Source organism: Vibrio gelatinilyticus (genome assembly GCF_022836845.1).
Classification (GTDB): Bacteria; Pseudomonadota; Gammaproteobacteria; order Enterobacterales; family Vibrionaceae; genus Vibrio; species Vibrio gelatinilyticus.
The window spans coordinates 80,023-92,263 of record NZ_JAJNNZ010000012.1 but is presented as its reverse complement, the minus strand read 5'-3'; the positions used below and the strand labels follow the sequence as shown (position 1 = coordinate 92,263).

Genomic DNA, 12,241 nt, shown 5'->3' with positions numbered 1-12,241 from the left:
ACATGAGTAACATCATCAAGGCTCTTGAAGAAGAGCAAATGAAATCAGACCTACCTAAATTTGCACCAGGTGACACTGTTGTAGTTCAGGTTAAAGTAAAAGAAGGTGACCGTGAGCGTCTACAGGCGTTCGAAGGTGTTGTGATCGGTATTCGTAACCGTGGTCTTCATTCAGCATTTACTGTTCGTAAAATCTCGAACGGTGAAGGTGTTGAGCGTACGTTCCAAACTCACTCTCCAATGGTTGATAGCATCGAAGTTAAACGCCGTGGTGCAGTACGTCGTGCCAAGTTGTACTACCTACGTGAGCGTTCTGGTAAGTCAGCTCGTATCAAAGAGAAACTTGCTAAGAAGTAATGCTATTTTGCTAGCGTTCTCAAATGAAAACGGAGCCCATACGGGCTCCGTTTTTTTATGTGTGAATCACTTTGGAAAGTGGAAAAAGATAACAGTACGCTATTCCTGCGCAGGCAGGAATCTACTTAAGGCTTGGTGATTACGTCGATAACATCCCTACCTGTGCAGGGATGATGTCCAACTTGATAGGGATGTGTATCTTCAGAAGTAAGCTTTAGGGAGAGCGAAGTTTTGCTCTTAAGTGTAGGGACTAGTAATTATCTTCAGACCAGCCATCGCTGTCAGACATATCTGGAGCACCTGCAATGCTATTTTCTTCATCGGCCCACTCACCAAAATCAATCATCTGACATTGTTTCGAGCAAAATGGACGATATGGGCTTTTGTCACTCCATTCGACATCTTGCTTACATTGTGGGCACGGGACGATGGTTAGCTTGGTCATGGATTATCAATTTCCTAATTATATTAACTACAAATGGCGAGTTCGAACTCGACATCATAAGGAAAGGCTTGCCCGGTTTCAAATGAGATAAACTTTATCGCAAATCTATTTTTATGACCCGAGATCATAGGATAGACACCATACTCCATCGGAATGCTCAGGCGAAGAATACTGGCATCTTCGGCATCACTTTGGAAAAAGCCAGTTCGGCCTATTTTAGGAACAAAACGTCCAGTCTCTCGTGTTAGTTTTAGCCAAAGGTTTAAGGCATTAATAAGAGGTTTAAGAGTGTCTAGCCATTGAGAAGCATCTTTAATTCGAGTTTCTAATGGTAGGTGTAACCAGTAGTGCAATGCAGGAAGGTCAAAACAGCATGCTCCACCGGGCAAACCAAAGCGTTGGCGAATAGCGCTTAAGAAACGATCTTCTTTTAGTGACTGACCAAAGCGCTCTGCGGCCATTAGATTGCGATGAACCTCGTTGAGATCATCGAGAATTTTCCCAAGCATGTTTTGATCAACGTCTTCAACATCGAGCCAGGCACGATATGTTTGACGCTGTTTCTCAAGATCTTTTGCCAGTTCACTTTTCAGTTGGATCTGATCGAAGATCTCAAGTAAATCAAATAAGGACTTCAAGAACAGTTGATACTGATGATTGTCCGCAAAAGACGAAGAAAACTGAAGCTGTCTCAATAGAGATTCAACTCTTAGATAGATACGTGTTTTTTCGTTAAGAGGGTGTTCGAATCTATTTTTGATCATTTAGCTAGCCTTAATACGCTTCTACGCTATTTTCACCGATTTTCACTGCACAATGCTAGGTACTTTTGATGCAATTTTGTGATTTGGGACAAAAGTTGAGCACCTTCTGCGTCATTGTTAATCACATCATCGGCGTGAGCAAGTCGAGCCTCACGTTCTGCTTGTGCTTTGAGTATAGAACGCACTTGAGACTCAGGCACCCTGTCTCTTGTCATTGTTCGGTTAATTTGAGTTTGCTCACTAACATCAACCACTAAAACTCGATTTGCCATGTGCTGAAGATCATTCTCAACCAGTAGTGGCACTACCAGTAAACTGTAGGGAGATGTGGAAAGTTGCAACTGGTGCTGCATCTCCTGACGAATTAGTGGATGCAATAAGTTGTTGATCCATTCCTTGTCCTGACTGTTGCTGAAAATCTTTTTTCGTAGTGCGGCGCGATCGAGTGTGCCATCTGGGTTTAAGATAGACCTCCCGAAGTGCTCGACAATTTGAGTAAGACCTTGTGTTCCCGGTTCAACAACTTGCCTTGCGACGACATCGGCATCAACCAAATGAATCCCAAAATGTTGATGAAACAAATTCGCCACGGTGGTTTTGCCGCTGGCAATTCCTCCGGTGATGGCAACGACAAGAGACATGGTGTTAGGTCCTTACTATGGTAAATAAATAATAATGGATGAGTTCATCTCCCCATAACGCGCCCAACCAACCCGCGATTGCAAGGTAGGGACCAAAGGGAAATGGCTTGCTGACGCCTTTGCGTTGCATTCTAAGTTGAATAACACCAAATACAACACCAATAACAGAAGAAAACAGAATGATTAACGGTAATTGTTGCCAGCCGAGCCATGCTCCTAGTGCTGCAAGCAATTTGAAATCCCCATACCCCATGCCTTCTTTGCCGGTAAGCAACTTAAATCCCCAGTAGACTAACCACAAACTTAAATAACCGCACATAGCACCAATCACAGAGTCAACTAAGGTGACTGGAGAAATGGACAGTAATGAAAGTGCGATACCAGCCCACATTAAAGGTAAGGTGAGCAGATCGGGTAAGAACATGGTGTCGATGTCGATAAACGCAGCAGATATTAGGGTAAAGGTAAAAAACAGCAGTGCCACGCTGTAGCCACTAACGCCCATTTTCAAGCTAACAATTAAGCAAAGCGACGCGGTTAAGGTTTCAACCAGTGGGTAGCGAGCCGAGATGCTTTGATGGCAATAGCGACACTGTCCTTTCAGCCACAACCAGCTGACAATGGGAATATTGTCCAACACCCGAAGTGGGGTTTCGCAGTTAGGGCACCTTGAGCGCGGAACGGCAATATTAAAGCGCTCTTTGTTTACGCTAAGCTGGCTGTCTGGAAAGGCCTCTGCACACTCTTGACGCCATTCTCGCTCCATCATTATCGGTAGGCGGTGAATCACCACATTGAGAAAGCTGCCAATGATCAGTGCAAAAATCGTTGCCAGAGTGGGGAACAGCCATGGATAGAAGTAAAACAGTTCCATAAGTGAAGTCATAAAGCCAAAAAATCAGTGAGTTAACTGTAATACTAGCTTATTACAGACATTAGGTTAAAGATAGGCAAATACATCGCAATCACTAATCCACCAATGAATACGCCAAGAAATAGTATGATCAACGGCTCGATGATCTTGCCAAGGTTATCGACTTTATCGTCGACCTCAAATTCGTAAATATCGGCTATCTGGTTCAGCATGTCATCAAGATTGCCTGTTTCTTCGCCAATCAAGATCATTTGCACTACTAACTCAGGAAATGTTTTGGTGTTTCTCATGGCATTGTGGATTGGCATGCCTGCAACGACATCGGAATGAATGGCCAAAATAGATTGCTGATAATGGTAATTGTCGGCTGTTTTAGCACTGGCTTGAATGCTGACAAGTATCGGGATCCCAGAACTGAAGCTGGTGGCCAGTGTGCGACAGAATTTGGCGATTGAGGCTTTAGCAAGGATCTCACCAACAATCGGGGAAGCAAGGGCGAGCCGACTGAGCTTTAATTGAACTGTGGTGCTTTTCTTTCTCATTACGGTAAGTAGTAACACCATTAACATTATCGTTAAAGCAGCGCTGCCAGTGTGGCGCTTTAGAGTGTGCGAGATATCGATGATCAGTTCAGTAAACCAGGGAAGTGAGGCACCAAATCCCTTAAACATCGCTTCAAATTCCGGAATAACCTGGGTCATCATCATCAAACCGACGAGTATTGAAGTGATCAACACCATAGCAGGGTAGATCATGGCCTTAATCACTTTTGAGCGCAGCGCTTGCTGTTTTTCTCTGTAGTAGGCTAGCCGCTCAAACACTTGCGCTAAATTGCCAGAGGCTTCACCAGTTGCAATCATATCCACGTAGAAACCATCGAAATGAGGGGATGCTGCTTGCAATGCTTTGGATATCGATACACCGGACTCTACGCTTTTGCACAGCATCAGTAACACTGACTTCATTTCAGCCTTTGGGTTGTTGTTTCGAATCAGATTAATGGCCTCTATAAGTGGAATGCCAGTATTCAAAAGAGTTGCAAACTGACGCGTCAGAAAAGTGATGTCTTGACGATTGATCTTGTGTCTCAATTTGGCAAGACTGGAAACACTTTGGCGAGTAATTCTAATGATCTGTATGCTTTGCTTTTGCAAGCTATCGCGAACCTCGACAGATTCGAAAGCCATCGACTTGCCAGAGATCTTTTTGCCACTCGCATCTAAGCCTTTCCAGCGAAAAGTGTGTAATTGATGTTTAGGTACCTTGACCATGATCGACGCGACTCCTTTAGTTCATTCGGTGACTAGCAATAAAGTACGCGCTGCAACTCTTCAAAACTTGTCACTCCCAAATGCATTTTTTCTAACCCAGACTGTTTGAGAGTTTGCATCCCTTGGCTTACGGCAAGAGCTTCTATATCAGAGATGCTGTGTTCTTCCATAACGGCGTTGGCAATGGTTTGGGTAAAGGGCAGCACTTCGTATATTCCAACCCTGCCAGCATAACCATAAGTACATTGATTGCAGCCTTGGTTGTTGGCGCGATAAATCGTGTCATGACTCAGATTTTCAAAGACGTTTTTTATGGGCTCAAGCTGCGTTTCGGGTTGCTTGCAATGTACGCAAAGAGTACGCACCAGTCTCTGGGCGATAATGAGCGACAGTGATGACACGAGGTTATAAGGCTCCACGTCCATGTTTTTGAGACGAATGATGCTTTCTGCCGCCGAGTTAGTGTGCAATGTTGATAGTACTAAGTGGCCGGTTTGAGAGGCTTTTACTGCAATTTCGGCGGTTTGCTTATCACGGATCTCACCAACCATCACCACATCAGGATCCTGTCGTAGAAAAGCGCGGAGCGCTTCGGCAAAGCCAAAGCCAATCTTATTGTTGAGCTGTACTTGATTTATGCCATCTAAATGAATCTCAACAGGATCTTCAGCGGTAGAAATATTACGCTGAGCATTGTTTAGGATCTTGAGGCCGCTATAAAGTGACACGGTTTTACCGCTCCCCGTAGGCCCTGTCATTAATATCATGCCTTGGGGCTGTTTGAGAGCGTCAAGGTAACGTTTTTTCTGATTTACGTTGTAACCAAGTTGATCGATGTCGAGATTAACAGCACCACCATCAAGGATCCTCAGCACAACCTTTTCTCCCCAGATCGTCGGTAAGGTTGATACACGAAGATCAATGGTTTTCAAGTCTGAAATGGCGAGTTTGATGCGGCCGTCCTGAGGGATGCGTCGTTCGGCAATATCGAGCTTTGCCAAGATTTTCAACCGTGAGGAGAGGCGTCGACTTAACCGGCTTGCAGGGTGATGCGATTCAATCAGAATTCCATCACATCGTAGTCGAATTCGATATTGGTTTTCATAGGGCTCAAAGTGGATATCAGAGGCTTTTTTTCTTACGGCATCAACAAGTACCTGGTAAATAAAACGGCTCACCGGGGAGTCATCGATACTCAGGTCGTCACTGGATTCGAGCTCACCTTCAGTGAGCGTTACCAGTGACGCGAGATCATCTTCCGTTAGTTCTAACGGTTGGTTGTCTGCTGATCCGCTTGATTCACCATAGAGGTGGCGTATGGCGCCGCGAATGTCGCTAGGATTGGCGAGAGCGAGATCGACATGGTAACCACTGGCAAAACGAAAGTCGTTTTCAATGTCCTGCACAGTCGGATCGCCAACGACAACGGTGAGTCTCCCATCGGCTAAGCGCACAGGCAATGCATGGTAGCGGACAATGAGCTCGCGCAGGCCAAAGCGCTGACAGAGTGATTGATAGTCAGATTGCGCTAATTCGATATGCTCAAGGCCGAACAGCAAAGTGAGCGTTTGAAAAAGCTCGCCACTGCTCAATATCCCCAATTCAATGATGCTTTCAATGACAGAACGATTGGCGGAAGTGGTGAGTTCATCAATGGTGCTTTGTTGCGACACGCTAATCACTTTCGCTTGCCGTAAAACGGCGCTAAGAGGGCTCATATTTACGCTTAGCCTAAGGTATTGTTTGGGCGGCGGTACATGACTTAGGTAATAGATCTTTATCAGAGACTGCATGCGTCGCTATACATTTCCAGCTTCCTTCACCGTCTCTTTGGAGCGCCATCTTTTTAGTTTTGTTTTGCGGTGTGGCATAGACGAATTCCATTATGATCTTTCCAGCGCCAGCAGTGCCAGACAAGGGAGCCAAAGAAAGGGTACCAATAGCAGCTGACGGCGATACACCCAGATCGGAGACGCTACTCGGGAAGGTGCCTTTCATTAGAGTTTCAGTTTCAACGACGGTTTTTAATGACGAAAGAGTCGCCAATACTGAAGATGTCTCCGTTTTCGCGATATGAGTTTGATACGCTGGGATAGCTATGGAGGATAAAACGCCAATGATGGCGACGACAATCATCAGTTCAATTAAGGTGAAGCCTTTTGTGTGATTTCTCATAGTCAGGTCCAAAAATTAAGAGAAAAAACAACGATAAAGATATAGAGATAGACACAAAACTACCGGGGTAGAGCGGCGCGAGTCAGTTAATAATAAATGTAACTAATTGCATACTTTACCAGTGAGAATGCGAGAGGCCTAATAGAAAAAGGCCTAGGTTTATTACCCAGGCCTTAAATCAATGAATATGGAATCGGCTGTATGGAGTGCTATTTAAAGCGCATAGAAAGATCCATTGCTGTCAGGTGTTTGGTCAGTGCGCCTACCGAGATGTAATCTACGCCAGTTTCAGCAAACTCAACAATAGTATCGAAAGTCACATTGCCAGAGTTTTCTAATGCTGCACGTCCTGCGTTTAGTTTGACGGCTGCACGCATCATGTCGGTCGTGAAGTTGTCGAGCATGATAATGTCAGCACCAGCTTCGATGGCTTGCTCAAGCTCTTCCAGAGATTCTGTCTCGACCTCAACAGGCTTACCTGGATTGAGTTTTTTCGCGGTTTCAATAGCTTTAGTGATGCCACCACAAGCGATGATGTGGTTTTCTTTGATAAGGTACGCGTCAAATACACCAATACGGTGGTTGAAACCGCCACCGCAAGCAACAGCATACTTTAATGCGCTTCTTAAACCCGGAATGGTTTTACGAGTGTCAAGCAGGCGACATTGGGTATGCGCGATCTTGGCTGCGTATTGAGCGGTTAATGTTGCACAACCAGACAGCGTTTGAATAAAGTTCATCGCATTACGCTCGCCTGTAAGCAGATCACGAGCTGGGCCTGACAAAGTACACAGGGTTTGATTTGGTTTCACCTTATCGCCATCTTCCACATGCCATTCGATACTCACCTGATCACCAAGCTGCTTAAATACTTCGTCAGCCCACATTTTTCCACAGAAAACACCATGCTCACGAGTAATAATAGTCGCTATATTTTGCGCCTCTTCTGGGATCAGGCTTGCGGTAATATCGGCGCTGGCGTCTAGAGTTCCGCCAAGATCCTCACGAAGAGTATCAGCGACGGCACGAGTGATTTCATGGGGAAGTTGCTGTTTTAGGTAATCAAGGCGTTCTAGGCTATTGTGTGTATTTTTCATCGCTAAGGAAATAAGGTGAGGAACAAAGTGGGCATGATACTCTGGGTTGATGCTAATTTCAGCTGTTAATCTCGCATTTTATTTCGGCTAGGGTAAAATCCTAGGGGAATACGAATGGCTAACAGGGTTCACCTATGCAAAATATGAATGATAGCAAGTTTTCGATTGACGAGCTTGGTTGGTGCCAACCCTCGCGACACGTACCATCGCCTCATTATGATGCTCGCCCGCCAGCCAGCGATGTATCCCTTTTGGTCGTACATAATATTAGCTTGCCACCGGGCCAATTTGGGGGTGATAGCATTGAGAAGTTTTTCCTCGGTCAGCTCAAGCCGAGTGACCACCCTTTCTTTTCTGTTATTGCCAATATGAAGGTGTCTGCTCATTGCCTTATTAGACGAACGGGTGAGGTAGTACAGTTTGTATCTTTCAATGATAGAGCTTGGCATGCTGGAAATTCCAGTTTTGCAGGGCAAGAGCGCTGTAATGATTATTCAATTGGTATCGAGCTTGAAGGCGTTGACTCCGTTGCATATGAGCAGGCGCAGTATCAGGCATTAGCGCGGCTGACTTTTGCCCTTCAGCAACATTACCAATTGATAACTAATGAGAGAATTACTGGACATCAGTATATCGCTCCGATAAGAAAAACCGATCCAGGTTTGGTGTTTGAATGGCCGAAGTTTCGCAACTTATTGAATTATATATCAACAGAGTATTAACCTCCCGGTTAACGCGCTTTCACTTCGCAAACACTCATTTTTTTGCCCTTTCCCTAGCACACACATAGTCAGTAGAACTACGTGTTAGCATCTCACCATTGCCCCCATAATCATCAGTGATCATATTTATCTTGGAGGTTTAACTTTGGTGTGTCTCGCCTTTGTCACTGAAATATATAATCTTTTCTAGCACGAGAAACACCAGGTAAGTTTCACTGATGTAATTGGTCTGACCGGTGCTGTTGGTGTTTTAAACGATTTTTGTTTTACTTATGTTAACGCGCGCCCTGTTCTATGATTTGAATCAACTTTTTTCTGGACAGTGGCGTTTTAATTATGTTAATTTTTACGCCATTCTTAAATTGGTAATACCAATTGACTGCAAAAAAAGTAAAACAATAACTATGGCTTATCAAAGGATTCGCCAGCCCAAGCTATCCGATGTCATTGAACAGGAGCTTGAGCGGCTGATAGTAGAAGGAACCCTTTCCGCAGGGCAGCAACTGCCACCGGAGAGAGAGTTAGCTAAACAATTTGATGTTTCTCGGCCATCGGTGCGAGAGGCCATTCAACGCCTTGAAGCCAAGCGTTTATTAACGCGCAAGCAAGGTGGCGGGACTTTTGTCAGTGAAAATGTTTGGACCAGCTTTTCGGACCCTTTATTGGAACTGCTTGCCTCTCATAGCGAAACTCAGCTCGATCTTTTAGAAGCGCGTCATGCAATGGAAGGTATTTCAGCTTATTTTGCGGCACTTCGAGGTACCGCTGAAGATTTTGCTCAAATTGAAGATTGTTTAACTAATATTTGTAGTGCGCAAGAAAACGGAAATATTGAAGCGGAAGCTTCAGCTGTTATGGCGTTTCTGACAGCATTGACAGAAGCGGCGCATAATGTCGTTTTATTGCACATAGTGAAAAGCTTAGCGCCTTTGCTCGAGCAAAACGTTTTGCAGAATTTGAAGCTTTTGCATCGCCGTTCAGAGGTGGTGGAAAAAGTGAGTAAACATCGCGCTAATATTGTGGATGCGATTGTTTCGGGCCAACCAGAAAAAGCCCGGGAAATGTCCCATTCCCATTTAGCTTATATTGAAGAAACACTGCTGGATCTGACAAGAGAAGAGTCGCGACGCGAGCGTTCCTTACGTCGAATTCAGCAGGGTAATGATTCATAACATTCTTGAATCGTTACGTGTTAAGTAGAATCCAACTAACAAAAGGATAGATTGCCATGTCTGACATGAAGCATGACGTTGATGCTCTAGAAACTCAAGAATGGTTACAAGCGCTTGAGTCGGTGGTACGTGAAGAAGGCGTAGAGCGTGCTCAGTTTTTATTAGAACAAGTTCTAGATAAAGCGCGTTTAGACGGCGTTGATATGCCAACAGGTATCAACACGAACTACATCAACACCATTCCAGCAGCACAAGAGCCAGCATACCCAGGCGACACAACACTAGAGCGCCGTATTCGCTCAATTATTCGCTGGAACGCAATCATGATCGTACTGCGTGCTTCTAAGAAAGACCTAGACCTAGGCGGCCACATGGCTTCTTACCAGTCGGCAGCGGCATTCTACGAAGTTTGTTTTAACCACTTCTTCCGTGCTCCAAATGAGACAGACGGTGGTGACTTGGTTTACTACCAAGGTCACATCTCTCCAGGTATTTACTCTCGTGCATTCGTTGAAGGCCGTTTAACAGAAGAGCAACTAGACAACTTCCGTCAAGAAGTGGATGGCAAGGGTGTTCCTTCATACCCGCACCCTAAACTGATGCCTGAGTTTTGGCAGTTCCCAACCGTTTCTATGGGTCTTGGTCCAATTTCTGCTATCTATCAAGCACGTTTCCTTAAATACCTTGAAGGCCGTGGCCTTAAAGATACATCTGCTCAACGTGTATACGCTTTCCTTGGTGACGGTGAGATGGATGAGCCCGAATCACGCGGTGCTATTTCTTTTGCGGCACGCGAGAAGCTAGACAACCTATGTTTCCTTATTAACTGTAACCTGCAACGCCTTGATGGTCCGGTAATGGGTAACGGTAGCATCATCCAAGAACTTGAAGGCCTATTTAAAGGCGCGGGTTGGAATGTTGTAAAAGTGATCTGGGGGAGCAACTGGGATGCTCTACTGGCGAAAGATACCTCCGGTAAGCTGCTTCAGCTTATGAACGAAACGATCGATGGCGACTACCAAACCTTCAAATCTAAAGATGGTGCCTACGTGCGTGAGCACTTCTTTGGTAAGTACCCGGAAACTGCTGCACTAGTAGCAGACATGACTGACGACCAAATCTTCGAATTGAAGCGTGGCGGTCACGATTCTTCTAAGCTGTTTGCTGCGTTCAACAACGCGAAAGAGACTGGCGGTAAACCAACAGTAATCCTAGCTAAAACGGTTAAGGGTTACGGCATGGGTGAAGCGGCAGAAGGTAAAAACATCGCTCACGGTGTGAAGAAGATGGACATGACGCACGTGCAATACTTACGTGATCGCCTAGGTCTACAAGATCTTCTTTCTGATGAGAAAGTAGCTGAACTTCCTTACCTAAAACTGGAAGAAGGCTCAGCTGAGTACCAATACCTTCACGCTCGTCGTAAAGCTTTAAAAGGGTATACACCTCAGCGTCTGCCTAAGTTTACTCAAGAATTCAAAGTGCCTGAATTGGATGCATTTGCTCCGTTGCTTGGTGAGCAAAAGCGTGATATCTCGACCACTATGGCTTATGTCCGTACGCTAAACATCCTTCTTAAAGATAAGAATATTGGTAAGAACATCGTTCCTATCATTTGTGATGAAGCTCGTACATTCGGTATGGAAGGTCTATTCCGTCAGGTAGGTATCTATAACCCACATGGTCAAGAATACACACCTGAAGACAAAGGCATCGTTTCTTACTACAAAGAAGCAACCTCTGGACAAGTTCTTCAAGAAGGTATCAACGAACTCGGTTCAATGGCGTCCTGGGTTGCTGCAGCGACGTCTTACAGCACCAACGATCTACCAATGATCCCGTTCTACATCTACTACTCAATGTTCGGTTTCCAACGTATTGGTGACATGGCATGGTTAGCTGGTGACCAACAGGCTCGCGGTTTCCTATTGGGTGCGACGGCTGGTCGTACAACGCTGAACGGCGAAGGTCTACAGCACGAAGATGGTCACTCGCACATTCAAGCGAACACTATCCCTAACTGTATTTCTTACGACCCAACGTTTGCTTACGAGCTAGCGGTAATCATGCAAGACGGTATTCGTCGTATGTACGGTCCTGAGCAAGAGAACGTTTACTACTACCTAACAGTAATGAACGAAAACTACGCTATGCCAGCTATGCCAGAAGGCGCTGAAGAAGGCATCCGTAAGGGTATCTATAAGCTAGAATCTCACGAAGGTGCTAAGGGCAAAGTACAGTTAATGAGCTCTGGTACTATCATGAACGAAGCGCGTAAAGCGGCTGAAATTCTAAGCGAAGAGTACGGCGTAGCCTCTGATGTCTTCTCTGTTACGTCGTTCAACGAACTGACTCGTGACGGCCAAGCGGTAGAGCGTGACAACATGCTTCACCCAGAAGCTGAAGAGAAAGTCCCGTATATCACAACCGTTCTTGGTAAAGAACCTGCTATCGCAGTGACTGACTACATGAAGAACTACGCTGAGCAAGTACGTGCATTTATGCCAAGCGAATCATACAAAGTACTGGGTACTGATGGTTTCGGTCGCTCTGATAGCCGTGAAAACCTACGTCGTCACTTCGAAGTTAACGCCGGTTACGTAGTAGTAGCAGCACTGACTGAGCTAGCTAAACGTGGTGATGTTGAAAAATCAGTGGTTGTAGAAGCGATTGCTAAATTTGGCATCGACACTGAAAAAACTAACCCGCAATACGCATAAGACT

General features: G+C 45.2%; 12 protein-coding genes. 4 read left to right on the top strand and 8 right to left on the bottom strand.

Features of this window, described 5'->3' with window-relative positions:
• Positions 1 to 2 precede the first annotated feature (2 nt).
• Positions 3 to 356 carry a 50S ribosomal protein L19 gene (gene rplS, locus LNL84_RS14530; protein ID WP_244358289.1) on the top strand — a complete coding sequence of 118 codons (354 nt, stop codon included), beginning with the start codon at positions 3 to 5 and terminating at the stop codon, positions 354 to 356.
• A 250-nt stretch (positions 357 to 606) separates the two neighbouring features.
• Here rplS and yacG read toward each other — a convergent pair whose 3' ends face one another.
• The 8 genes from yacG to nadC all read right to left on the bottom strand — a co-directional run bounded on the left by yacG (position 607) and on the right by nadC (position 7,623).
• The gene (gene yacG / locus LNL84_RS14525) at positions 607 to 801 is read right to left on the bottom strand and encodes a DNA gyrase inhibitor YacG (protein ID WP_244358288.1); all 195 of its coding nucleotides are present in this window, start codon (positions 799 to 801) and stop codon (positions 607 to 609) included.
• A 23-nt stretch (positions 802 to 824) separates the two neighbouring features.
• Positions 825 to 1,565 carry a cell division protein ZapD gene (gene zapD / locus LNL84_RS14520; RefSeq protein WP_244358287.1) on the bottom strand — a complete coding sequence of 247 codons (741 nt, stop codon included), beginning with the start codon at positions 1,563 to 1,565 and terminating at the stop codon, positions 825 to 827.
• Between the two features lie 32 nt (positions 1,566 to 1,597).
• Positions 1,598 to 2,206: a dephospho-CoA kinase gene (coaE, locus tag LNL84_RS14515; protein ID WP_244358286.1), complete on the bottom strand. Its 609-nt coding sequence runs from the start codon at positions 2,204 to 2,206 to the stop codon at positions 1,598 to 1,600.
• Between the two features lie 4 nt (positions 2,207 to 2,210).
• Complete coding sequence (locus tag LNL84_RS14510) at positions 2,211 to 3,080, bottom strand: prepilin peptidase (protein ID WP_279611043.1); 870 nt, start codon at positions 3,078 to 3,080, stop codon at positions 2,211 to 2,213.
• 44 nt (positions 3,081 to 3,124) lie between these two features.
• Positions 3,125 to 4,354, bottom strand: a complete 1,230-nt coding sequence (locus LNL84_RS14505; protein ID WP_425244312.1) for a type II secretion system F family protein — start codon at positions 4,352 to 4,354, stop codon at positions 3,125 to 3,127.
• Between the two features lie 29 nt (positions 4,355 to 4,383).
• Positions 4,384 to 6,069, bottom strand: coding sequence for a type IV-A pilus assembly ATPase PilB (pilB, locus tag LNL84_RS14500; protein ID WP_244358283.1), 1,686 nt, complete (start codon positions 6,067 to 6,069; stop codon positions 4,384 to 4,386).
• Between the two features lie 13 nt (positions 6,070 to 6,082).
• The gene (locus LNL84_RS14495; protein WP_279611042.1) at positions 6,083 to 6,526 is read right to left on the bottom strand and encodes a pilin; all 444 of its coding nucleotides are present in this window, start codon (positions 6,524 to 6,526) and stop codon (positions 6,083 to 6,085) included.
• Between the two features lie 209 nt (positions 6,527 to 6,735).
• Positions 6,736 to 7,623, bottom strand: coding sequence for a carboxylating nicotinate-nucleotide diphosphorylase (gene nadC / locus LNL84_RS14485; protein WP_244358282.1), 888 nt, complete (start codon positions 7,621 to 7,623; stop codon positions 6,736 to 6,738).
• Between the two features lie 134 nt (positions 7,624 to 7,757).
• Here nadC and ampD point away from each other — a divergent pair, with 134 nt between their 5' ends.
• The 3 genes from ampD to aceE all read left to right on the top strand — a co-directional run bounded on the left by ampD (position 7,758) and on the right by aceE (position 12,237).
• Positions 7,758 to 8,345: a 1,6-anhydro-N-acetylmuramyl-L-alanine amidase AmpD gene (gene ampD / locus LNL84_RS14480; RefSeq protein ID WP_244358281.1), complete on the top strand. Its 588-nt coding sequence runs from the start codon at positions 7,758 to 7,760 to the stop codon at positions 8,343 to 8,345.
• A 404-nt stretch (positions 8,346 to 8,749) separates the two neighbouring features.
• Positions 8,750 to 9,517: a pyruvate dehydrogenase complex transcriptional repressor PdhR gene (pdhR, locus tag LNL84_RS14475; RefSeq protein ID WP_244358314.1), complete on the top strand. Its 768-nt coding sequence runs from the start codon at positions 8,750 to 8,752 to the stop codon at positions 9,515 to 9,517.
• Positions 9,518 to 9,573: 56 nt separating this feature from the next.
• Positions 9,574 to 12,237, top strand: coding sequence for a pyruvate dehydrogenase (acetyl-transferring), homodimeric type (gene aceE / locus LNL84_RS14470; protein WP_244358280.1), 2,664 nt, complete (start codon positions 9,574 to 9,576; stop codon positions 12,235 to 12,237).
• Positions 12,238 to 12,241 lie beyond the last annotated feature (4 nt).

What these genes read in the sequence shown, in the direction of transcription:
- rplS (WP_244358289.1), top strand. Translation starts at nt 3, where the DNA reads ATGAGTAACATCATCAAGGCTCTTGAAGAAGAGCAAATGAAATCAGAC.
- yacG (WP_244358288.1), bottom strand. Translation starts at nt 801, where the DNA reads ATGACCAAGCTAACCATCGTCCCGTGCCCACAATGTAAGCAAGATGTC.
- zapD (WP_244358287.1), bottom strand. Translation starts at nt 1,565, where the DNA reads ATGATCAAAAATAGATTCGAACACCCTCTTAACGAAAAAACACGTATC.
- coaE (WP_244358286.1), bottom strand. Translation starts at nt 2,206, where the DNA reads ATGTCTCTTGTCGTTGCCATCACCGGAGGAATTGCCAGCGGCAAAACC.
- LNL84_RS14510 (WP_279611043.1), bottom strand. Translation starts at nt 3,080, where the DNA reads ATGGAACTGTTTTACTTCTATCCATGGCTGTTCCCCACTCTGGCAACG.
- pilB (WP_244358283.1), bottom strand. Translation starts at nt 6,069, where the DNA reads ATGAGCCCTCTTAGCGCCGTTTTACGGCAAGCGAAAGTGATTAGCGTG.
- LNL84_RS14495 (WP_279611042.1), bottom strand. Translation starts at nt 6,526, where the DNA reads ATGAGAAATCACACAAAAGGCTTCACCTTAATTGAACTGATGATTGTC.
- nadC (WP_244358282.1), bottom strand. Translation starts at nt 7,623, where the DNA reads ATGAAAAATACACACAATAGCCTAGAACGCCTTGATTACCTAAAACAG.
- ampD (WP_244358281.1), top strand. Translation starts at nt 7,758, where the DNA reads ATGCAAAATATGAATGATAGCAAGTTTTCGATTGACGAGCTTGGTTGG.
- pdhR (WP_244358314.1), top strand. Translation starts at nt 8,750, where the DNA reads ATGGCTTATCAAAGGATTCGCCAGCCCAAGCTATCCGATGTCATTGAA.
- aceE (WP_244358280.1), top strand. Translation starts at nt 9,574, where the DNA reads ATGTCTGACATGAAGCATGACGTTGATGCTCTAGAAACTCAAGAATGG.